The organism is Microbacterium sp. ZW3a, assembly GCF_057167165.1.
The window spans coordinates 1,140,250-1,161,594 of sequence record NZ_CM169903.1; the positions used below are offsets into that span (position 1 = coordinate 1,140,250).

A 21,345-nucleotide genomic window follows, 5' to 3' on the forward strand; every position below is an offset into this window, starting at 1 on the left:
CTGTCATCGACGGAAAGGAAGAAGAACGATGTCCCTCTCTGCTGCGGCCCCCTCGCGTGCTGCCGAAGCGGTTGCGGCTGTGCCGAGCGCGCCGACCCTGGGGCGCGCCGCGCGCGTCTCGAGCGTCGCCGCGTCCCTCCTCACGATCGGCGCGATCGGCGTGGCGGTCGGCTCCGTGGCCGCCGCTCCCTCGGCGGGCGCCGCGATCGCCGACGCGGTCGGCGCCGCGCTCGGGAGCGCCCTCGCCCTCGTCCAGGGGGCGAACGTCTCCGCCCGCCGGGGGCGCCGTCGGTTCGTGCTCGTCGGACTCGTCCTTCTCGGTGCGGCCACCCTCGCGCACGCCGCGGCGATTCCCTTCCTCGCCGGGCTCCTGCTCGGCCTCGGGGCGGTCATCGCCGTCATGGCCGCGACCGGATGGCTCGCAGACGCGGGGCTCCCGACGTTCGCGGCCGCCGCGTCTGCGCTGGCGATCCTCGCGGCGGCCTCCGTCGTCGTCGCGCCCGTGCTGGTCGCCACCTTCGCCCTTCTCGTTGCCGCCGCGGTCGCCGCGATCAGCGTCGACACCGTGTCGGGTCCGCGCACGCCCGTGTTCGTTCTCCCCGCGCCGCCGCGCCTGTCGGAGCACCCCGTGGCCGCGCTCATGCTGGCGGCCCTGGTCGCGAGCTTCGCGTGGCGCAGCGGGGGAGTCCCCGCCCTCCTCGTCGTGCTCGCGGTGCTGGCGGCATCCGCGGGAATCGGACGCGCCGTGGGCCGCCGCACGATCGCGTCGGCGCCGCTGACCTCGAGCGGGCGTGCCTACCAGGCGGCATCCGCGGTGTTCGATGCGACGGTGGCCCTGCGTCCGGCGGCGGCCACCACCGTCCGCTCGGTCGACGACGTGCGCCAGGCGATCGACACCGCCCGCGCGCGCGGCCTCGGCGTGGCCATGCACAGCACAGGACACGCTGCCGCGGGTCTGGCCGACCTGAGCGGCAGCGCCCTGCTGAAGGTCGCCATCGACGAGCCCATCACGGTGGATGCCGCCCGCCGCACCGTGCGCATTCCGGCGGGGCGCGCGTGGGGCGAGGTCGTCCCCGTCGTGGCGGCGCACGGACTCTCGGTGCCCCACGGGTCTTCCGCCCTCGTCGGCGTCGTGGGCTACCTCTCTCGGGGTGGGCTGTCGGCCTATGGGCGGCACACGGGCGTGGCCGCGAACGCGATCGAGTCGATCGAGATCGTGACCGCCGACGGCGAGCACCGCCGGGTCGACCGCGAGAACGATCCCCAGCTGTTCTGGGCGCTGCGCGGCGGCGGTGGCGGATTCGGGGTCATCACGGCGGTCACGGTGCGCGCCTTCGCGCCCGGCGAGATCGTGACCGGCACGACGGTCTGGGAGCTCTCCGATGCCGAGGCGGTCGCCCACGAGTGGGCCCGGTGGTCGGCCGAGGCTCCGTCGGCGATCACGACCTCGCTTCGTGTGCTCAGCATCCCTCCGCTGCCCGGGATGCCGTTCGCGCTCTCGCGCCGGCCGGTGCTCGTCGTCGACGGCACCGCCGTGAACGGCGACGTGACCGCGCGAGACGCGGCGGGCACGCTGCTCGCTCGTCTCCGGTCGGCCGCGGCCCCGCGCCTGGACACGTGGCGCGTCGCCGACCCGGCCGAGGTCGCGCACACCCACATGGATGCCCCGTTCGCGCCGGCGCACTCCTCGGCCCACGCCCTCGTGGGAGCGGCGGCACCGACCGACGCGGATCAGGCGCACGGGATCGTCGCCGACTTCCTGCGCGCAACCGCCGACTCCGCGGTGCTCATTTCGGAACTGCGTCAGCTGGGTGGCGCCCTCGCGGAGCGCCCCGAGGGGGCCGGCGTCGTGGGCCACTACCGCGGTGCGTTCGGGTGGCTGAATCTCGCTCTGCACGGCAAGCCCGGGCGCGAGGTCGCCGAGGCGGCGATCGACGCGCAGTGGGAGCAGGTCCGCCGCTGGCAGACCGGGTACACCGCGCCGACGCTGGCGGCGGAACGGCACCGTCCGGCCCGGTCGTTCCCCGAGGGCGACATCGCCGCCGTCGATGCGGTCCGCGCCCGCGTGGATGCCGAGGGCCTGTTCCGCGTCGACGTCTCCCCGGGAGCGCACTCGGGGCTCGTCTGACCGGTGACCGATACGGGAGGCGGGGGAGTGGCATCCCTCGCCTCCCGTCGCGCTCACGCGGTGACGAGCGCGGGCGTGCGGGCGACCGTGCGTCTGCGCCAGAGCAGCCACGCGCACAGCACCCCCTGCGTCATCACGATTCCGCTCACGGTGGAGGCGATGACGCCGGCGGACTGATCGGCCGCGGTGAGGAGGTCGAAGCCGGCGTGCCAGATCAGCACGGGCACGATGCTCCCTCCGGCGCCCACGGTCATCCACGCCAGCAGGAACGAACCGCACACGAGGGCCAGCATCCACCCGATGACGCCGGCCCCCATTTGCGTGTAGGTGGGGTTGAAGAAGAACGCCGGCAGATGCCAGAAGATCCACACGCCGGCCACGACCAGCGCGGCCCAGAAGGCGGACATCCGCCGCGTCAGCGCGGGGAGCAGCCACCCGCGCCACCCGGACTCCTCGCCGAGACCGAACGTGATCACCCACACCAGGGCGACCAGCGGCCACGACAGCCCGGGAAGCTTGTCGGTAACGCCGAAGAGCGCCGGGTCGGGCCAGGCGCCGGCGACGAGGGCGACGGTGATCCAGGCGATCAAGAAGTACGCCACGGGCATGCCGATCGCCGCGATCCACCAGACGGGGCGGAACCTCACCGAGAAGGCGCGGCGCGCCCAGGCCCCGAGTCCGCGCGCTCCGCCCTCCCAGAGCGACGCCGCCACCGCGCCGCAGAGCGGACCGACGGAGGCGAGGAAGAACGTCCACGGCATCGCGTCGAGCCCCGGCCCCTGGGCCTGAAAGAGGATCGGCATCCAGATCGCCCACGTGACGGCGAAGGTGACGACGAGGAAGACCAGGAGGCCGCCGGGGCGGTCTTCTCGCTGCGGGACGGTGGTCATGTCGGGCTCCTTTCGAGGCAAGAGTGCCATCCGCCGCGTCGCGGCGAGGGGACTTTCGCCCCTCGCCGGTGGTCAGTCGAGGGCGGGGAGATCCGCGGTGCCTCGGCGACGACGGCCGCGGCCCGGCCACCACCACGCGCTCCTTCCCAGCAGCGTCATGATCGCCGGAACGAGCAGCAGCCGGATCACCGTGGCATCCACGAACACCGCCACGGCCAGCCCGACGCCGAAGACCTTGATCACCGGGTTGGGGCTGAACGTGAAGCTGAGGAACACGGCGATCATGATGATCGCGGCGGCCGAGATAACGCCGCCGGTGTCGGCCAGCCCCCGCGTGACCGCGTCTTTCGGTGTCGCGCCGCGCAGCCAGGCCTGGCGCACGGCGGTGAGGAGGAACACCTCGTAATCCATCGAGAGGCCGAAGAGCACCGCGAACAGCATCATCGGAACGTAGGGGTCGAGTGGCATCGGTCCGTCGAGTCCGAACAGCTCCACGCCGTGCCCCTCTTGGAACACCCACACCAGCACGCCGAACGCGGCCGTGATCGACAGCGCGTTGCAGAGCGCCGCCTTCACCGGCAGCAGCACCGAACGGAACGTGAAGGCCACGAGCACCATCGCGGCAGCGATGACGATGCCGATGAGCCAGGGCAGGCGCTCGGCGATGCGATCGCTGAGGTCGATGCGGGTGGCGACCGCGCCGCCGACGTGCGCGTCGACCTCGCTCGCGGGGATCGTCTCGGCGCGCAGCGCGTGCACGAGATCGGCGGTGGCCGGGTCGCTCGGGCCGGTGTCGGGGATCACTTGCATCGTGGTCACGCCGTCGTTCGCGACGGGAGGCGACACGGCGCTCACCCCCTCCAGGGCAGAGATCTGCTCGCGCAACGGTGCCCAGACGGCGGCATCCTCTCCCTCGCCGACGAGCAGCAGGGGTGCGTTCTGCCCGGCTCCCCAGTGCTCGGCGACGAGGTCGAACGACCGACGCTGATTCGAGTCGGGTTCGGCGTTGCCGGCACTGGACTGCCCGAGCTGCAGGGCCAGCGTCGGCAGCGAGATCGCCACGAGCAGCACCAGCGACACGACCCCGGCCAGGATCGGGTGCCGCGTCAGGCGCGGGGCGATCCGCTCCCACGGGCGGCGCCCGGCGGGGGTGGCATCGAGCGAGGCCGCGCGGCGGTCGCGGCGCGACAGGGCGCGGCGCCCGACGAGGGCGAGCACGGCCGGAGTGAGCGTGAGAGTGGATGCCACGGCGAACACGACCACGATGGCGGTGGCGAAGCCCAACCACGCGACGAACTCCACGCCCGAGATCGCCAGGCCGGTGGCGCAGACGGCGACGGTGAGCCCGGCGACCATCGCGGCCTCGCCGGCGCTGCGCGCGGTCTCTTCGACGGCGTCGACGACCTCGGTGCCGCCGCGCAGCGCCTCGCGGAAGCGCGACAGCAGGAACAGGGCGTAGTCGATCCCGACCCCGAGGCCGACCATCACCGCCAGGGTCACGGCGCTCTCGGGAATCGGGAACCCGTGGCTGAGCAGCCACACGGTGCCGACGCCCCCGGCGACCGCGACGATGCCCGTCGCGACCGGGATTCCCGCGGCGGTCGCCGACCCCAGCGCGAGGAACAGCACGATCAGGGCGGCGACGACGCCGACGAGTTCGCTGTTGATCGTGCCCGCGCGATCCAGCTGCGTGCCGAGCGGGGCTCCGATCGCGACCTCCAGCCCCGCCTCCCGCGCCGGGTCGAGGGCGTCGTCGACCGCGGTCCGCCAGTTCGAGCCCTCCTCCTTGGGGTCGCCCGGAACGGTGAGCGTCAGCGCATCACCGTCGGGTGCGAGCGTGCCGGCCCGCGTGGCATCCACCGGGTCGTCGAGGGGGTTCGCGATCGTCTCGCCCGTCGCCTGGCTCAGCCCGTCGACCACCTCGGAGATGACCTCGGTCTGCCCGGCGATGTCGTCGCCGGCGAGGACGATCCGGCTCGACACGACGGGCTCCCCCTCGGTCCCGGGCTCCCCCTCGGTCCCGGGCTCCCCCTCGGCCCCGGGCCTCTCCTCGAGCAGCTGGGCCGCGGCCTGGCTGTCGCTGCCGCCCACCTCCACCTCGTCTTGCAGGTTCGGTCCGATCACGAAGCCGGCGCCGAAGATCACCCCGACGACCAGTGCCCAGGCGGTGAGGGTGAGCCACCGGTGTCGGGCGCAGAACCGGGCGAGGGCGGCCACGATGCGCTTCATCGGTCGTCCTCCCCGGATGCCAGGCACGAGCGCAGATCGGAGAGACCGCCGCCGCTGTCGCCACCGTTCGCCGGGCCGACCGCCGCGCTCGCGGTCACGACGGCCGCGCCGTCGCGGAAGCTCACCGAGGTCAGGGCGAACCGTTCGTCCTGGGGGAGGCGGATACCCTCCAGCAGGCGCGTCCCGCCGTCGCGTCCCGCGAGCAGCTTCGCCGCGCGGGCGGCCGGGAGCGAGATGCCGCCGGCGCTCACCGAGTCCGCGACGAGCGACCATCCATCGTCGTCGCGCTGCGGGATCAGCCTCACCTCCACCGGAAGGGTCATGCCGCGCACGGTCCGCTCGGCCGTGGCGATCAGAGCGCCCGCGGTCGCGTGAAGAGCAAGGTCGTGCTCGGTGCGGCAGGCCGCGACCGAGGTCAGAGCGGCATCCGAGACCGAGAGCTCGATGTCGATCCGCCCGCCGGCCAACTGCCCGAGAGCGGGGCCGCCCGCCAGAGCGGTCGTCACCCCCGGCAGTGTGCCCGCGAACGCCGCGGCGCGATTCTCGAGTTCGGTGCGCGCGACGAGTTCACCGATGGCCGCGACGGCGGCGATCGCCGCGAGGCCGATCGCCCCCGCCACGATCGCTTTCTTCCTGCGTGGGGTCATGCCCCCACCTCAACGCGGCGTCCTCCCGGGATCCGGACGCGATCCTGACGAAAAGCTGACGATCAGGCCGAGGGAGGTGCGGCCGGCAGGCGCACCGTCACGCGGGTCCCCGCTCCCGGCTCCGACGTGAGCTCCACCGTCCCCCCGTGCGAGAGCACGATCGCCCGCACGATCGCGAGGCCGAGCCCGGTTCCGGTGCGGCGATCTCCCGTGACGAACCGGTCGAACACCCGGTCGCGGAGGGCGGGAGGGATGCCGCGACCGTCGTCTGCGACGACCATCTCGACCCGATTTTCCTCACGTGTCACCGAGACCGTCACGGTGACGTCGGGCCCGGCGTGGAGGAGGGCGTTGCCGAGGAGATTGCGCACGACCTGGGTCAGGGCGACGGGATCTCCGAGCACCGACGCGGTCGGGGAGGGGAGCCACCGCACCGTCGCTCCGGACTCGAGGAGCGCTGCATCCTCGACGCACCGGCGGCAGATCGCCGACAGCTCGACCGGCTCGTGCACCTGGTCGTCGCCCTCGGCGCGGGCGAGCTGAGCGAGCTTGTCGACCAGCAGGCGCATGCGCTCGGACTCCTCGACGACGCTCTGGAAGGCGCGGTCGGTCATCTCGGCATCCGTCGGGCGTTGGAAATGCAGCTCCGACCAGCCCTGGATCTTCGTGAGTGGGGTGCGAAGCTCGTGCGACGCGTCGGCGACGAAGTCCCGCAGCTGTCGTTCGGTGGCATCCCGTCGCTGATCCAGGCGCGCGATGGCGCCGGCGATCGCCCCGGTCTCGGCGAACTCGGCCGCCGGAGACTCGGCGAGGCCGTCGAGGGCACCGCGCTCGACCCGGTCGGAGAGATCGGTGAGCGAGCGGGTGGTGCGCGAGACCACGATCGTCACCACGACCGCGACGAGGGCCAGCACCAGGGCGACGAGAACCGCGGCGGCCACGGCGAGGGCCGTCACGAGCCGATCGGATCCCTCGACGCCGATGCCCACCAGCGCGCGGTCGACGGGCGTGCGCGTTCCGTCGTCGTACAGCACGTCACCGGGCAGCGGGATCTCGGTGAAGAGGATCGTCTGGGAGTTGGCATCCGCCCGCTCCGTCTCGCCGGGTTCGAGCGACCCCGAGATCTGTTCGAGCATCGAGACGGTCACCGGAAGCCGGGAGCTGGCGACGATCACGCGGCCGTCGTCGGTGAGGAGGGCGACGACCGTGGATGCCGCGTCCACCGCCGCGAGATGCCCGCTGTCGATGACCCGCACGCCTCCCTCGACGTCGGCGCCCCAGGTCGTCACGGCCTGCGCGGCGATCTGCACCTGGCGTTCGGCGTTGCGGTCGGTGACGATGCGGAGCCCCCACACGCTCGCCACGCCGAGCAGGACCACCGCCACCGCCACGACGAGGAGGACGCGCTGGCGCAGCGTCCGCACCATCGACCGTCGGCTGGCCGGCGCGCTCACGTGGTCTCCGCGCGGAGGCAATACCCGAACCCGCGGACGGTCTGGATGAGCGGCTCCCGCCCCGCGTCGACCTTGCGGCGCAGCGTCGAGACCGCCTTCTCGACGACCTCGCCGCCGCCGAAGTCGTACCCCCACACCCGGTCGAGGATCTGTCCGCGCGACAGCACCCGGTCGGCATTCTCGGCAAGGAACTGCAGCAGCCGGAACTCCGTCGGCGTCAGCGTGAGGGGAGTGCCGTCGCGCCACACGCGGTAGCCCGCGGTGTCCATCTCGAGATCGGCGTAGCGCAGCACGTGGGGGTCGGTCGGCGCGGCGCCGCCGCGGCGGTGGACGGCCTCGATGCGCGCGACGACCTCGGACACGTGGAACGGCTTCGTCAGGAAGTCGTCGGCGCCGGCGCGGAGGCCCAGAACGCGTCCCTCGACGTCGTCGACCGCGCTGAACATCACGATCGCGGCCGCGGGGAGCGCGGCCCGGAGCGGCGCGACGATGTGAACGGCGTCGGTCTCGGGGAGGAACCGGTCGAGCAGAACGGCGTCGAAGTCATCGGCGCGGGCGATGCGCAACGCGTCGGCCGCGGTGCCCACGCTCACCGTCTGGTAGCGCGGTGCGGCGAGCAGCGACTCCAGCAGCAGGCAGATGCCCTCGTCGTCGTCGACGACGAGCACGCGCGTCGGCGCCTCCGGGGTCCGCTGCACCTCCATGGCCCCCAGCGTAAGCGTGCGCGGTGTGGGGGTGTGGTGCGTGCGCCGGGGCGCGGTGGGTGCCGGGTGGGTGCACGGCTGCGTGGGCCGGGGCGCGGTGGGTGCCGGGTGGGTGCACGGCTGCGCGGGTCGTGTGCGCCTCAGCCCCGTGTGCGGAGCGCCCGGGCGACGGCCAGCGACGTGGGGATGTGGCCCGCGGCCAGCACTCCCGCGGCGAGGACGAGCCAGATCACGCCGAGCCAGGCGCCCGCGGTCGCGAAGACCGCGACCGGCAGCACCGCCATCGGTACGGGCACCGGGCCCCACGGGCGATAGAGCGTGCCCGCATCCCGCCGGCGCACGTAGCGGATCCACAGCGCCACGTAAGCGGCGAGACACACGGCCATCGGCACCGCCCACGCCCAGGCGAGCGGCGCCGGCAGCACGATGACGGGGATCACCAGGCACGCCGCCTGACCGCCGCGTTCGAGCGTCGACAGCACCGGGGAGACCCGCACGGTGGGCAGCGGAGGCCGCGGCGGCAGAACGAGGAGCAGAAGGCTCGGGGCCAGGACCGCCAGCGCGATCGCCAGCCCCCACGGCGAGAATCCCACAGCCCGAGGGTAGCGGGTGACTCAGTCGTGGAAGTGAGGTCGGAGGGCGCCGTGCCGGGGCGGGGTGCGGCGGGTGCTGTGCGCGGCGGGTGCGGTGCGGGGCGGGTTCGGTGCGGGCGGGGCGTGGGCACGGTGCCGAGGCGAGGCGAGGCGAGGCGAGGCGAGGCGAGGCGCGGGTACGGAGGTGATGCCCTGGATGCGGCGGGGGTCGTGGCCCTTCCTCCCCAGGCAGGGAATCTCGGAGGTTGTCCCCATTTGCCTCCCCGGACGCGGCGAGATGTCGGAGGCCCTCGTTAGCATGCAGGCATGCACTCCCCGCACCCCGAACCAGCGCCCCACGGCGGGCACGACGACCTGTCGTCGGTGCTGAGCGAGGTGCTCGAGGCCGACGCCGAGTTGGCCGCCGCCGAGGCCCGACGGGTCCGGGCGCTCGCTCGCGCCGGGCACCTCGCGTTCGACGCCATGGCCGCCCAGCGCGCGTCGTCGAGGGCCGCAGAAATGGCGTTGCGCGAGGTGGCATCCGAGATCGCCGCGGCCGAACACCTCTCGGATCGATCGCTGCAGGCGCAGATCGGTCGTGCGGTGGAGCTCGTCGACGACTACCCCGTCACGCTCGCCGCGTGGGAGGCGGGGGCGTTGTCGCGAGCCCACGTGTGGGCGATCGTCGATGCGGGGCACCCGGTGCCCGCCGAGCGGCGCGGCGAGTTCGATGTGCTCGCGGTCGCCACCGCCGAGGGGATGAGCCCCGGGCGGTTGAAGACCCGGCTCATGGCTCTCGCCGAACGGCTGCAGCCGACGACGATCACCGAACGGCATCGTGCCGGGCGCGCGACGCGAAACGTGAGAGTCGTGCCCGGCGAGAACGGAATGTCCGATCTGATCGCCACCTTGCCGACCGTGCTGGCGGTGGGAATCTACGACCGGCTGACCCAGCAGGGCCGCGCGCTCATCGACGCGCGTCCCGGCGTCGCGTCCGCGTCCGGTGCGGAGCCCGTCGAGGCCGAGGGTGAGGTCCTGCCTGCGTTCGGCGGGGCCGCCCTTGACGGCGGGGCCGCCCTGGACGGCGGCGTTCTGCCCGCGCCGGGTACGGCCTCGGTCGACGCCGACATCCGCACGGTCGATCAGGTGCGCGCCGACATCCTCGCCGACCTCCTGCTGACCGCGGCGCCCGACGCCGACCCGACCCGCGTCGACGACGGCCCCGGCACGCTCGGGGCGATCCGCGCGAAGGTGCAGGTCGTGGTTCCCGCGCTGACGATGCTCCAGCCCGGCAGCGAGAACCTCGACCCCGCTGCGCTCGTCGGGCACGGCCCCATCGACGCAGAAACGGCCCGTGCGATCGCCGAGGCGACGTCGGTGCCGTGGGACCGCGTGATCACGCACCCGATCACCGGCGCCGTGTTGCACGTCGACACCTATCAGCGCACCGCCGCGATCGACCGCTACCTCCGCGCCCGCGACCGGCACTGCCGGTGGCCCGGGTGCATCGCCCCTGCCGTGCGATGCGAGGTCGATCACACGCACGATGCGGCGCTCGGCGGCAAGACCGAGGTCTGTAACCTCTGCCATCTCTGCCAGAGGCACCACACGCAGAAACAGTTCACCCGCTGGCAGGTGAGACAGCTCGCCGGGGGAGTGCTCGAGTGGACGTCCCCGACGGGGAGGGTCTATATCGATGAACCCCTCCCGTACTCCCCGGCGGTCCGGTTCGTCCCCGATCCGCCGCCCCCGCCCGTCGCGGAACCCGCCCCGTTCTGACGGGGATCGGTCGCGCCTGCGCCGTGGGCCGGTCGTGCGTCCGGGGTGCCTGCGGCGTGGGGCGGGGGCGCTTGCGCCGTGGGCCGGTCGTGCGTCCGGGCGCCTGCGCCGTGGGGCAGGTGCGCCTGCGGCGTGGCGGCGTGCGTGCGTCCGGGGTGCCTGCGGTGTGGGTCGGTCGCGCTTGCGCCGTGGGCCGGTCGTGCGTCCGGGGTGCCTGCGGCGTGGGGCGGGTGCGCTTGCGCCGTGGGGCAGGTGCGCCTGCGGCGTGGCGGCGTGCGTGCGATGTGGGGCGGGTGCGCTTGCGGCGTGGACCGGTCGCGCCTGCCGCACGGGCGCGGTGCTCTCAGTACACGATCACCGGCTTGACGGTTCTGCCGCTGTGCATGTCATCGATGGCGCTCGCGATGTCGTCGAGGGCGTAGCGCTTCTCGAGCTTCTCCAGCGGCAGGCGCCCGTCGGCCTGGAGCGCGACGAGCCGGGGGATGAGATCGCGGGGCTCCGTGTCGCCCATCGTCACGCCGCGCAGGACCTTGCCGGTGAGGATGCCCTGGATGTCGACGGCGATCTCGGTGCCCGGCGGCGGAGCGCCGCACACCAGGACGGTTCCCCGGACGGCGGCGGCATCCAGCGCGGTGCGCGCGACCCCGGGGTGACCCGTGGTGTCGAACGCCAGAGTGACGCCGCGCCCCCCGGTGAGAGTAGCCAGCCGTGCGGCGACGTCCTCGCTCGACGCGTCGACGGTGTCGGTCGCCCCGAGCTCGCGCGCGAGATCGAGCCGCGCGGCAACGCGATCGATCGCGATGATCCTGGCTGGCTCCCGAATCGCCGCCGCCATGATCGCCGACAGGCCGACGGCCCCGGCCCCGTACACGGCCACCACGTCGGCGGGCCCCGGATCGAGCACGTTCCACATCGACCCGAAGCCGGTGAGCACGCCGCATCCGAGCGGGGCGAGAACGGTGAGGTCGGCGTCGTCAGCGACGGGTATCAGGCAGCGTTCGTCGGCGATCGCGTACGTCCCGAACGACGACTGCCCGAAGAAGTGCGCCGCCACCGGCTCGCCGTCGCGGGTGATCCCCGCCGTCCCCTCCGGACGGATGCCGCCGAGGAGGTTCCGGGGGAGCCACGTGTCGCAGTACGCGGGGTGGGCGCTGACGCAGGAGTCGCACGCGCCGCACGAGGTGAAGCTCAAGAGCACGGCATCCCCGGGCGCGACCGCGGTGACGCCGGGCCCGACCTTCTCGACGCGTCCGGCCCCCTCGTGCCCGATGATCCCCGGGGTGGGGAACGGAATGCCGCCGGCGAGCACCCCGAGATCGGTGTGGCAGAGACCCGTCGCGGTGAGCCGGACAAGCACTTCCCCGGGCCCGGGATCGGCGTACTCGACGTCGGCGACGGCGATCCGAGACGGCGCCTCGACGATGGCGGCGCGCCCGGCGGTCATGCCCGACCACCGAGGTCGAACACGATCGAATGCGCCTTCTGGTACGACTCCAGCGCCTCGGGACCGCCTTCGCGGCCCCACCCCGACGCTTTCACCCCGCCGAACGGCACCGCGGGGTCGAGCATGGCCCAGCCGTTGACCCACGTGATCCCGGCGCGCAGGCGCGCGGCGACGCGGTGCGCCCGGGCGAGGTCGGAGGTCTGGATGCCGCTGGCCAGGCCGTACCGCGTGCCGTTGGCGAGCGCGATCGCTTCGTCCTCGGTGTCGAAGGGCTGCACCGTCAGGACGGGCCCGAACACCTCGTCGACGACGATCTCGGCGGCCGGATCGAGATCGGCGAGGACCGTGGGGGCGTAGAAGAAGCCGCCGCCCCGTTCCACGGCGTGACCACCGGTCACGACCCGCGCACCGGCCGCCCGGGCCCGCTCCACCATGCTCGCGACCTTCTCGAGCTGCACGCGGCTCGCGAGCGGTCCGACGACGGTGGCCGGGTCGGCGATGTCGCCGAACGGCACCTGCGGCACGGCGTCCTTCAGGATGCCGAGCACGACACCGTAGACCGAGCGCTCCACGAGCAGCCGCGGTCCCGCCATGCAGAATTGCCCGGCGTTGAAGACGAAAGCCGAGATCACGGTGTGGATGGCGCGGTCGAGATCGGCGTCCGCGAACAGGATGTTCGCGGCATTGCCGCCGAGCTCGGCGGTGAACGGCTTCAGGCTGCGCCCCGCCAGCGCCGCCGCGTGGGCCCCGATCTCGGTGGACCCGGTGAACGCGACCTTGTCGACGTCCGGGTGAGCGACCAGGTGGTCGCCGAGGGCGGCGCCGGGTCCGGTCACGACGTTGAACACTCCGTCGGGCACGCCCGCCTCGCGCAGCAGATCAGCCATGAGCAGGGCCGTGAGCGGAGTGTCGCTCGCGGGCTTGTGCACCACGGTGTTGCCGGCGACCAGGGCCGGGGCGATCTTCGTGCTGGAGAGGATCAGCGGGAAGTTGAACGGGGTGATCGCGGCGACCACCCCGAGGGGCTCGCGCCGGACGTATGCGTGCACGTCGGCGGTGATCTCGCGCACGTCCCCGTCGAGCCGGTGCCCGAGCGCGGCGTAGTACTCGTACAGTTCGGCCGCGTTGTTGACGTCGACGAGACGGGCGAAGGTGATCGGCTTGCCGACGTCGAGGCTCTCGGCCTGGGCGAGCTCCTCGGCTCTTTCGCGCATGAGCGCGTAGGCCCGCTGCACGATGCGGGCCCGCTCCCGGCTGGACATCCGCGGCCAGGGCCCGTCGTCGAAGGCGGCGCGGGCGGCGGCGACGGCCGCGTCGACGTCGGCCACCGTCGCCCGGGCGACGTCGGTGATCTTCTCGCCCGTCGACGGGGCGAGGACGTCCATGCGGCCGCCGTCCGCGGCATCCCGCCACTGCCCGCCGATGAACAGGCGACCGGGCGCGATCGCCGGGGCGGTGAGAGCGCTCATCGGGTCGTCTCGGCGGTCTCGAGGGCATCCGCGAGCACGCCGGCGAACCACACCGGGTCGTCCTCGAACGGCGTGTGCCCCGTGGGCACCCGCACCACGTCAGCGCCCATGCGGGCGACAAGGTGCTCCTGGAAGGGCGTGGGCACGAGCGCGTCGCGCTCGGTGAGCACGTACGTCGTCGGCTTCGCACGCCAGGCGACGCGGGTCACCGGTGTCGTGAACGCCGCGAGGGACTGCGGCCGGAACGTATCGGCGATCTGCGCCGCGAGATCGGCGGGCGCGTCCGACGGCAGATCGGCGGCCACCATGGCGATCCGCTCCGTACGGGACCGGCCCATCGAGACCATGCCGTCGGCGACGCCCCAGAACTCGGGAAACCCGCCGCCCACGGCCTGCTGGAGGGTCTCCCCGGCGTCGAGGGCGAACGCCGCGACGTAGACGATCCGCTCCACCGCCGGGTGGTCGCCCGCCTGCGTGGTGGGAATGCCGCCGTAGGAGTGGGCGATCAGGGTCACCGGTCCGTCAGCGGCATCCAATTTCTCGGTGATCGCCGCGGCGTCGGCGTACATATCCAGGGTGCTGCCGATCGTGGGCAGAGCGACGGTGGCGACGAGGAAACCGCGCCCGCGCAGCTCGTCGGCGAGTCGATCGAACACCCAGGGGCCGGCCCAGGCCCCGTGGACGAGAAGGATGCGGGGAGGGGAAAGGGTCATGCGTGCGCTCCTCGGACGGGGACGACCTCGGCGTCGTCGGGCCCAGTCTCCGTCGCGCCGTGGAGGCACGGTATCCGTAGGACTACCGAACAGCGCTCAACGTCGACTGGTACCAGGCCGCGATCTGCGCCCGGGAGGTGAACCCGAGCTTGGCCAGGATGCGCTGCACGTGCGTGTCGACCGTGCGCACCGACAGCACCAGACGCTCGGCGATCTCGCGGTTGCTGAGGCCCTCGTGGATGCCGGCGGCCACCTCGCTCTCGCGAGCGCTCAGCCCCGCGGCGGGACGGCCCGGTGCTCCGGCGAACGCGGCCGCCTCGGCGGGTGACAGGCGCTCACCGATCGCCGACAGGCGTTGGAACGCCTCGTCGCCGAGCCGTTGCCGGACGATCGCCACGCACCGATCGTGCTGCGCGACCATGTGCGGACCGTGCACCGCGATGCCCGAGTCGATACGCCGCCACCAGCTGAGCGCCGCGCCCAGGAGGACCGCGGTGCGTTCGGTGGGCGAGCGGGCGGCATCGATCCAGCCCAGCAGCTCCAGGACCAGGCAGTCTCCGACGGGGTCGTCGATGCCCTCCTCGAACGCCAGCGCGTCGCGCGCATGGCGCTCCGCCTCATCGAGGTCGCCGTCGGCGTACAGTGCCAGGGCGATCGCCCACATCGCCAGCGAGCGCACCCACCGCTCATCGATCGACTCGGCGTATCGCAAGGCCTCGCGCGCGGGCGCGGCGGCGTCCGCGAGACCGAGCTGGGTGCGCGTCACGGTGAGCTGGAACTGGGCGACGAGCGCCTCTTCGGGGTGCCCGAGCGCCCGCGCGAGAGCGATCGAGCGCAGCAGTTCATCGCGGGCGCGCTCGCCCTCACCCGCGAACAGCGCCCAGCTGCCGTTCCACCGCCGCAGCTCGACCTCGTACAGACCGGCGTGATCCTCCGGGACGAGCGGGAGGAGTGCTTGTGCATCGTCGAGGTGCGCCCGCGTCTCCTCAAGCGCCCCCTGGAGCACGCACAGCCATGCGGAGACCAGCAGCGCCGGCACCCGGGTGGCGGGGGAGCCCCCGGGCAGGGCGAGGATCCGGCGCGCCCACCGCCGTCCCTCCGTGAGGAAGCCACCGACGCCCCAGTGATAGCGCAGATCGGAGAAGAGCTCCAGGGCGCGGTCGGTGTCCAGCGTTACGGCCGTGCGCAGCGCGGCATCCAACTCCGCCCGGTCCGCCCGCTGACCGGCGAGGATCTTGCGTTGCGCGGGGCCGTACCAGTGCGTGCGGGCCAGTCGCGCGAGCCCGGCGTAATGCTCCAGGTGCCGCCGGACCAGGCGCGGCTGGTCGCCGGCCTCCTCCGCGCGGTCGCGACCGTAGCTGCGGATCGTCTCGAGCAGGTGGAAGCGCCCCGAGTCGCGGTCGGCCTCGACGACCGACTGCTCGATCAGCTGATCGAGGGTGTCGACGGTGGCTGCTTCGTCTCCGCCGGCGACGGCGGCGGCGGCCTTCAGATCGAACGGCCCGGAGAACATGCTCAGCGCCGCCCACAGTCCACGCTCCGCCGGGGTGCACAGCTCATAGCTCCAGTCGACCACCGCGCGCAGCGTCCGCTGTCGGGAGACCGGCGCGCGTGTCCCGGCGCGCAGCAGCGTGAATCTCTGCGACACGCGGCGTCCGAGCTCGACGACCGACAGCGTGCGCAGACGCGCGGCGGCCAGTTCGATCGCGAGGGGGAGCCCGTCCAGGGCTCGGCACAGCTGCGCCGCCGCCGCCACCTCCGCGGGGGTGAGGGCGAATCCGGAATCCCCCGCGCGGGCGCGCGCCACCAGCAGGGCCACCGCGTCAGCCGGCTCATCGCCCGCGGCATCGGTGGTCAGCGGCGGAACGGCGAACACCTGCTCTCCGTCGACGTCGAGTCGGCGTCGGCTCGTGGCCACGATCGTCACCCGGGGGAGCGCGTCGAGGAGATCGTCGACGACGGAGGCGACCGCGTCGATGAGGTGCTCGCAGTTGTCGAGCACGATCAGCGCGGTCTCGCCGCTGAGGACATCGACGATGAACTCCAGCGGTCCGCGGGCCGAGAGCTCGCCGTACGGCAGGGCGTGCGCGATGGCCTCGGCGACCCGGCGTGGATCGCTCACCGCGTCGAGGCCGACGAAGAACACGCTCGTGGATGTGCGCAACGCGTGCGCGTTCGCCGCCCGCACGGCCAGCCGCGTCTTCCCCACGCCTCCGACGCCGGTGAGCGTCACGAGCCGGGCGTGGGCGAGCTCCTCGGCCAGGGACTCGAGCTCGCGTCGACGCCCCACGAACTCGCTGCGCGGCTCTCTGATCACGGCGATGCGTCCTTGCTCTCGGTGGCTTTCATTATGTGCGGGACACGTCGGACGCGGCGAGGTTCGGCCACCGATTACGTCATTTCACGGATAGACGGGACCGTTCTCCGCCCCTCGACAATGGCCGCCGGACCCAATGGGTCAGTGTTCAACGACGAACCAGGAGAAGTCCATGCGCAGAACCGTCCCCGTGGTCGCCACGGCCGCCCTCGCCCTCACCCTCAGCGCCTGCTCGGGCGGCGCCGCCCCCGCCCCCGACTCCGCGGCGGGCCCGGTGAAGATCGGCATGGTCGTCCCCCTGACCGGTTTCCTCTCGGCCCTGGGGCAGGGCGATAAGGAGGCGGCCGAGCGCGTCGTCGCCGACATCAACGCCTCCGGCGGCATCGACGGGCGTCAGGTGCAGCTCACCGTCGTCGACGACAAGGCCGACGTTACCGAGTCGGTGAAACAGTTCAACCAGCTCGCCTCCGACCCGTCGTACTCGGCGATGCTCGCCAGCAGCTTCGTGTCGGCGGCGACCGCGGTCGGCAGTACGGCGCAGTCGGCGAAGATCCCCACGATCGCGCTCAGCCCGGTCGACGCGTTCGCCGACGGCAGCAACCCGTACGCCTTCACCTCGCCGCCCGTTCCCGCCGTCTACGCCCGTGCACTCGTGGACTACTGGGTCGCGCAGGGCGTGAAGACCCTGGCGATCGGCTACACCGGCGGCGACCTGTACGGCGGGAACGGCGACAAGGCGACCGTGCAGTTCGCCGAGGAAGCCGGCATCCAGGTCGTCCTGGACGAGGCGTACGACCAGACGGCCACCGACTTCACCCCGCTGATCACAAAGGTCGTCGCCGCGGAGCCCGACGCGTTCGTCGTCTGGGGCGCGGGTCCGGCGCCGGTGATCATCACCAAGCAGATCGCCGGCAAGGGCATCGACACGTACTTCACCGGAGCCGAGGCCTCCGATCTCTACCTCCAGCCCGCGGGTGACGCCGCCGAGGGCGTCCTCGCCGCGGCGACCGTGGCGATGGCCGGGGAGGCGCTCCCCGACGGCGCGTACAAGACCAAGGTCATGGCGGTCGCCCAGCCGTGGATGGAGGCCAACGCCGGCGCGTACCCTCCGGAGTTCGCCTTCGGCGGCGCCTCCGGTATCGAGCTGCTGGCCTCGGCGATCGACCGCGCGGACTCCACCGACCGCCAGAAGGTCCGTGACGCGCTCGAGCAGACCGACCTGCTGACCTCGAACGGGCACTACTCCTACAGCCCCACTGATCACATGGGCCTGGATGCCACGTCCCTGGCGATCTTCCAGGTGGCCGACGGCGCGTGGGTTCCGACCGAGTACGCGACGAAGAAGTTCGCGACCGAGCTGCCCCAGTGAACACGACCGCACCGTCCGCAGGGCTGGAAGTGTCGGGTCTGTCCCGCCGCTTCGGCGGCGTCTACGCGAATCGCGACATCTCCTTCTCCGTCGCCCCCGGCGAGCTGCGGGGGGTGATCGGGCCGAACGGGGCGGGCAAGTCCACGCTGTTCGGCCTGATCAGCGGTCACCTCCGTCCGCAGGAGGGCGCGATCCGTCTCGACGGCGAGCGCATCGATCGCCTTCCCGCGCACCGCCGGGCACGCCGGGGAATCGCGATCGTCTTTCAGGGGGCGCGGCTGTTCCCCAGCATGACCGTGTGCGAGAACGTTGCCGTCGGCGCGCACGCGCGCACCGGGGCGGGGGCGGTGGAGGCCGCCCTCCGCCTCCCGCGTCACCGGCGGGAGGAGACCGAGATCATGGCCGATGCCCGCGCCGCCCTCGAGCGCGTCGGTCTTGCAGATTGGGCCGACCGCGGTGCCGAGCAGCTTCCGCTCGGGCAGCAGCGCCGCCTGCAGGTGGCGCGGGCCCTGACGGCCCGGCCGAGGGTACTGCTGTTGGACGAACCGGCGTCGGGGTTGCGGGCTGACGAGCGCGAGGACCTGCGTGCGCTCCTGCGCGAGCTCCACGCCGACGGCATCACGATTCTGCTCGTCGAGCATGACGTGGCCATGGTGACGGCTCTGGCCGACCGCATCGCGGTGCTCGACCTCGGCCGTCTGATCGCGGACGGGACACCGGATGAGGTCCGTCGCGACCCCGCGGTGATCGCCGCGTACCTGGGAAGCGAGACGGCCGCATGATGCTGGAGGTGACCGATCTGGTCGTCCGCTACGGAGCGGCGACCGCCCTGGACGGGGTGTCGCTGCACGTCGGCGCCGGCGAACTGGTCGCACTCGTGGGTCCCAACGGCGCGGGCAAGACGTCGCTCGTGGATGCCGTCAGCGGGCTCGTGCGCCCCGCGTCGGGCACCGTGCGGGTCGACGGCACCGTCGCGCAAGTCCCCGAGGGGCGGCAGATGTTCGGCGACCTGAGTGTCGACGACAACCTACGACTCGGGGCGTGGCGGAGACGCCACCGCGACACCGACGCCGTGTACGACCTGCTCCCCGACCTCCGCCGGGTACGGCGCCAGCGGGCGGACACCCTCTCGGGTGGGCAACAGCAGATGGTGGCGGTCGGCCGGGCCCTCATGGCCGAGCCCGACCTGCTCGTCATCGACGAGCTCTCCCTGGGTCTTGCCCCGCTCATCGCCGCCGACCTCGTGCGGCACCTCGCCCGACTGAACGCCGACCGGGGGACGGCCGTGCTGCTCATCGAGCAGGAGGTCGGACTCGCCTTCGAGCTGTGCTCGCGGGCGTACGTGCTCGACGCCGGCCGCATCGTCGCGGAGGGACCGACCGCGCAGCTGGCCGCCGCGCCGGAACTGCGCGCGGCGTACCTCGGCGGCTTCGACGGACAGGAGAACCTCTCGTGAGCGATCTCGCCACCTACCTACTGAGCGGACTCACCCTCGCCGGGTCGTTCGCCCTCGTCGGCAGCGGCATCGTCGTGGTGTACCGCGTGACCCACGTGCTGAACTTCGCCCAGGGCTCCTTCGTGGTGTTCGGCGCGTTCCTCTCGCAGACCTTCCATCAGCTCGGTGTGCCCCCGGGCCTGGCGGAGCTGTCGGCGGTGATCGTGGTCGGGCTCATCGGGTTCGTGGTCGGCGCCGTCGCGATCGGAAAACCCGGCACGCATCCGATGACGTCGCTGCTGATCACCCTCGGCATGTCTCTCGTGTCCGCCGCCGTGATCATCGCGGTGTGGGGCCAGAACCCCGTGTCCCCGCCGGGCCTCACCGGAACCGTCCGTGTGTTCGGCGCCGAGGTCGAGGTCCAGCGGCTGCTGGTGCTCGGCGTCGCCGTCGTGACGTTGGCGCTGATGAGCGTGCTGTTCACCCGCACCGACATCGGTCGCGCGCTCACCGCGGCGGCATCCAATCCCCGTGCCGCACGTCTCGTGGGCATCGACACCCGGATCATGGGGCTGCTGTCCTTCACGATCGCGGGCGTCTTGGGCGGACTCGCCGGGGTGCTGATCGCACCGACCACCGCCGTCTCGGTGACCTCCGACCTGCCGTTCGTGCTCAGCGCGCTGGCGGCCGCGGTCTTCGGCGGGCTCCGCAGCCCCTGGATGACCTTCGTCGGCGCCGTCGTGCTCGGAGTCACCGGGCAGCTCGTCGCCGGCTACGCCAGCGGCTCTTACCAAACCCAGATCGCGCTCATCATGATGCTCGTCCTCATGATCGCCCGGTCACGCTCGTTCACCGTCGAGGAGGCGAAATGACCCGCATCGTCATCGTGGCAGCCGCCGTCGCGGCTGCCCTGGCCCCGCTGCTGGTCTCCGACCAGACGTTCCTGGTGCAGACCGCGTTGGCCGCGATCGTCGTCACCGGTTTGTCGCTGTTCATGGGGTACGCCGGGCAGGCCTCGCTCGGACAGGGCGCCTTCGTCGCGGTGGGTGGCCTCACCGTCGCGGTGGGCACCGTCACTTTCGGGGTCCCGCCGGTGGTTGCTCTCGTGGTCGCGCCGCTGCTCTCCGCCGGGGCCGCCGCCCTCGTCGGCTGGCCTCTCCTGCGGTTGCGCGGGCACTACCTCGCGTTCGGGTCGCTCGCCGTGCTGCTGATCATCCAGACCGTGATGGCCACGCTGCCGTTGTTCGGGGCGGGCGTGGGGATCTTCGGCATCCCGCCGCTGTCGCTCGGGGCTCTCGTCGTGACCGACCAGAGGGTCTACTCCTACCTGGCGCTCGCCGGGCTCGCCGTGGCGATCCTGGTGTGCCACAACCTCGTGCGGTCGCGGTTCGGGCGGGGCATCCGCGCGCTCGCCGGGAGCGAGTCGGCGGCGGCCTCCAGCGGCGTGCCGGTGCTCCGTAGCAAGCTCACCGTGTTCGCCGTCGCGGGTGGATTCGCCGGATTCGCCGGGGCTCTGGGCGCCTTCTTCACGCCGTACGTCAGCCAGGACACCTTCCCGCCGTTCGTCTCGTTCGGGTATGTCGTCATGGCCGTCGTGGGCGGACTCGGCTCCGTGTGGGGCGGTGTCGTGGGAACGGTGGCGCTGAGCCTGTGGCTGCAGGTGCTCAGTGCCCTGAGCGCCGCTCCGGGGATGCCGGCCGCGGCGGGGCCGATCCTGCAGTACGCGGGCTATGGGGTCGTGCTGGTGGTGTTTCTGCTGTTCGTCCCCCGCGGGATCGTCCCCACCGTTGCGGGGTGGCGGTCCCGAGCCCGCCCGGTGCCACAGGCCGCGGCGGCGAGGGTCTCGTAGGGGCGTCGGCCGGGGCTTTGCGCGCACTCGGCCCGCTCCGGAGCCGAGCGTGGTGCCCCGGCCGAGGACCATTCGGATCCCTCTCAATCCGGACCATGTATACGTGGTATACATGGATCGGGGTGAGGGGAGGGGTCCAAATGCACAATCGTGCGAATCGATCGAGTTCGGGCGCCGAGGGTTTGCGCGCCGACGCGATGCGCTCTGAGGTCCACATGACCATCGTGTGCGTTCTCCGTTACATGTCGGGAGACCTGTCTCTGACGGAGGCGTCCGCGCGTGCGGAACTGCCGCGAAGTGTCGTGACCCAACTGAGCAGTGAGTTCGCGGGGTACATTCTCCCGCG

Annotated in this window: 17 protein-coding genes; 7 read left to right on the forward strand and 10 right to left on the reverse strand. The window is 72.6% G+C overall.

Annotated elements, in window-relative coordinates:
- The first annotated feature begins 28 nt into the window (after positions 1 to 28).
- Positions 29 to 2,128 carry an FAD-binding oxidoreductase gene (locus ACU6WY_RS05305; protein ID WP_483821409.1) on the forward strand — a complete coding sequence of 700 codons (2,100 nt, stop codon included), beginning with the start codon at positions 29 to 31 and terminating at the stop codon, positions 2,126 to 2,128.
- Positions 2,129 to 2,181: 53 nt separating this feature from the next.
- On the opposite strand, the gene ACU6WY_RS05310 is transcribed toward ACU6WY_RS05305, so the two are convergent.
- The 6 genes from ACU6WY_RS05310 to ACU6WY_RS05335 form a co-directional block, all read right to left on the reverse strand.
- On the reverse strand, positions 2,182 to 3,018 hold the full coding sequence (locus ACU6WY_RS05310; RefSeq protein WP_483821410.1) for a CPBP family intramembrane glutamic endopeptidase: 837 nt from the start codon (positions 3,016 to 3,018) through the stop codon (positions 2,182 to 2,184).
- Between the two features lie 72 nt (positions 3,019 to 3,090).
- A complete protein-coding gene (locus ACU6WY_RS05315) occupies positions 3,091 to 5,247 on the reverse strand; it encodes an MMPL family transporter (RefSeq protein WP_483821411.1) in 2,157 nt (718 codons plus the stop codon).
- Positions 5,244 to 5,894 carry a hypothetical protein gene (locus tag ACU6WY_RS05320; protein WP_483821412.1) on the reverse strand — a complete coding sequence of 217 codons (651 nt, stop codon included), beginning with the start codon at positions 5,892 to 5,894 and terminating at the stop codon, positions 5,244 to 5,246. The genes ACU6WY_RS05315 and ACU6WY_RS05320 overlap by 4 nt, the downstream gene beginning before the upstream one ends.
- A gap of 62 nt (positions 5,895 to 5,956) precedes the next feature.
- Positions 5,957 to 7,348, reverse strand: a complete 1,392-nt coding sequence (locus tag ACU6WY_RS05325) for a sensor histidine kinase (RefSeq protein ID WP_483821413.1) — start codon at positions 7,346 to 7,348, stop codon at positions 5,957 to 5,959.
- Entirely contained in the window at positions 7,345 to 8,052 is a 708-nt protein-coding gene (locus ACU6WY_RS05330) for a response regulator transcription factor (RefSeq protein ID WP_483821414.1), read from the reverse strand. The genes ACU6WY_RS05325 and ACU6WY_RS05330 overlap by 4 nt, the downstream gene beginning before the upstream one ends.
- Positions 8,053 to 8,192: 140 nt before the next feature.
- Positions 8,193 to 8,645: a hypothetical protein gene (locus tag ACU6WY_RS05335; protein ID WP_483821415.1), complete on the reverse strand. Its 453-nt coding sequence runs from the start codon at positions 8,643 to 8,645 to the stop codon at positions 8,193 to 8,195.
- 306 nt (positions 8,646 to 8,951) lie between these two features.
- Between ACU6WY_RS05335 and ACU6WY_RS05340 the strand changes: the two genes are divergently transcribed.
- Entirely contained in the window at positions 8,952 to 10,403 is a 1,452-nt protein-coding gene (locus ACU6WY_RS05340) for an HNH endonuclease (protein WP_483821416.1), read from the forward strand.
- 343 nt (positions 10,404 to 10,746) lie between these two features.
- On the opposite strand, the gene ACU6WY_RS05345 is transcribed toward ACU6WY_RS05340, so the two are convergent.
- The 4 genes from ACU6WY_RS05345 to ACU6WY_RS05360 all read right to left on the reverse strand — a co-directional run bounded on the left by ACU6WY_RS05345 (position 10,747) and on the right by ACU6WY_RS05360 (position 16,346).
- A complete protein-coding gene (locus ACU6WY_RS05345; protein ID WP_483821417.1) occupies positions 10,747 to 11,847 on the reverse strand; it encodes an NAD(P)-dependent alcohol dehydrogenase in 1,101 nt (366 codons plus the stop codon).
- Positions 11,844 to 13,316 carry an aldehyde dehydrogenase family protein gene (locus ACU6WY_RS05350; protein ID WP_483821418.1) on the reverse strand — a complete coding sequence of 491 codons (1,473 nt, stop codon included), beginning with the start codon at positions 13,314 to 13,316 and terminating at the stop codon, positions 11,844 to 11,846. The genes ACU6WY_RS05345 and ACU6WY_RS05350 overlap by 4 nt, the downstream gene beginning before the upstream one ends.
- Positions 13,313 to 14,029: an alpha/beta hydrolase gene (locus ACU6WY_RS05355; protein WP_483821419.1), complete on the reverse strand. Its 717-nt coding sequence runs from the start codon at positions 14,027 to 14,029 to the stop codon at positions 13,313 to 13,315. The genes ACU6WY_RS05350 and ACU6WY_RS05355 overlap by 4 nt, the downstream gene beginning before the upstream one ends.
- An 82-nt stretch (positions 14,030 to 14,111) precedes the next feature.
- Entirely contained in the window at positions 14,112 to 16,346 is a 2,235-nt protein-coding gene (locus ACU6WY_RS05360) for an ATP-binding protein (RefSeq protein WP_483821420.1), read from the reverse strand.
- A gap of 172 nt (positions 16,347 to 16,518) precedes the next feature.
- On the opposite strand from ACU6WY_RS05360, the gene ACU6WY_RS05365 reads away from it, so the two are divergent.
- The 5 genes from ACU6WY_RS05365 to ACU6WY_RS05385 are packed head-to-tail and all read left to right on the forward strand — an operon-like array spanning position 16,519 to position 20,999.
- A complete protein-coding gene (locus ACU6WY_RS05365) occupies positions 16,519 to 17,715 on the forward strand; it encodes an ABC transporter substrate-binding protein (RefSeq protein ID WP_483821421.1) in 1,197 nt (398 codons plus the stop codon).
- On the forward strand, positions 17,712 to 18,497 hold the full coding sequence (locus ACU6WY_RS05370) for an ABC transporter ATP-binding protein (RefSeq protein ID WP_483821422.1): 786 nt from the start codon (positions 17,712 to 17,714) through the stop codon (positions 18,495 to 18,497). Before ACU6WY_RS05365 ends, ACU6WY_RS05370 begins: the two co-directional genes overlap by 4 nt.
- Complete coding sequence (locus tag ACU6WY_RS05375; RefSeq protein ID WP_483821423.1) at positions 18,494 to 19,171, forward strand: ABC transporter ATP-binding protein; 678 nt, start codon at positions 18,494 to 18,496, stop codon at positions 19,169 to 19,171. The genes ACU6WY_RS05370 and ACU6WY_RS05375 overlap by 4 nt, the downstream gene beginning before the upstream one ends.
- Positions 19,168 to 20,022 carry a branched-chain amino acid ABC transporter permease gene (locus ACU6WY_RS05380; RefSeq protein ID WP_483821424.1) on the forward strand — a complete coding sequence of 285 codons (855 nt, stop codon included), beginning with the start codon at positions 19,168 to 19,170 and terminating at the stop codon, positions 20,020 to 20,022. Before ACU6WY_RS05375 ends, ACU6WY_RS05380 begins: the two co-directional genes overlap by 4 nt.
- A complete protein-coding gene (locus ACU6WY_RS05385) occupies positions 20,019 to 20,999 on the forward strand; it encodes a branched-chain amino acid ABC transporter permease (RefSeq protein ID WP_483821425.1) in 981 nt (326 codons plus the stop codon). The genes ACU6WY_RS05380 and ACU6WY_RS05385 overlap by 4 nt, the downstream gene beginning before the upstream one ends.
- The last annotated feature ends 346 nt before the right edge of the window (positions 21,000 to 21,345 follow it).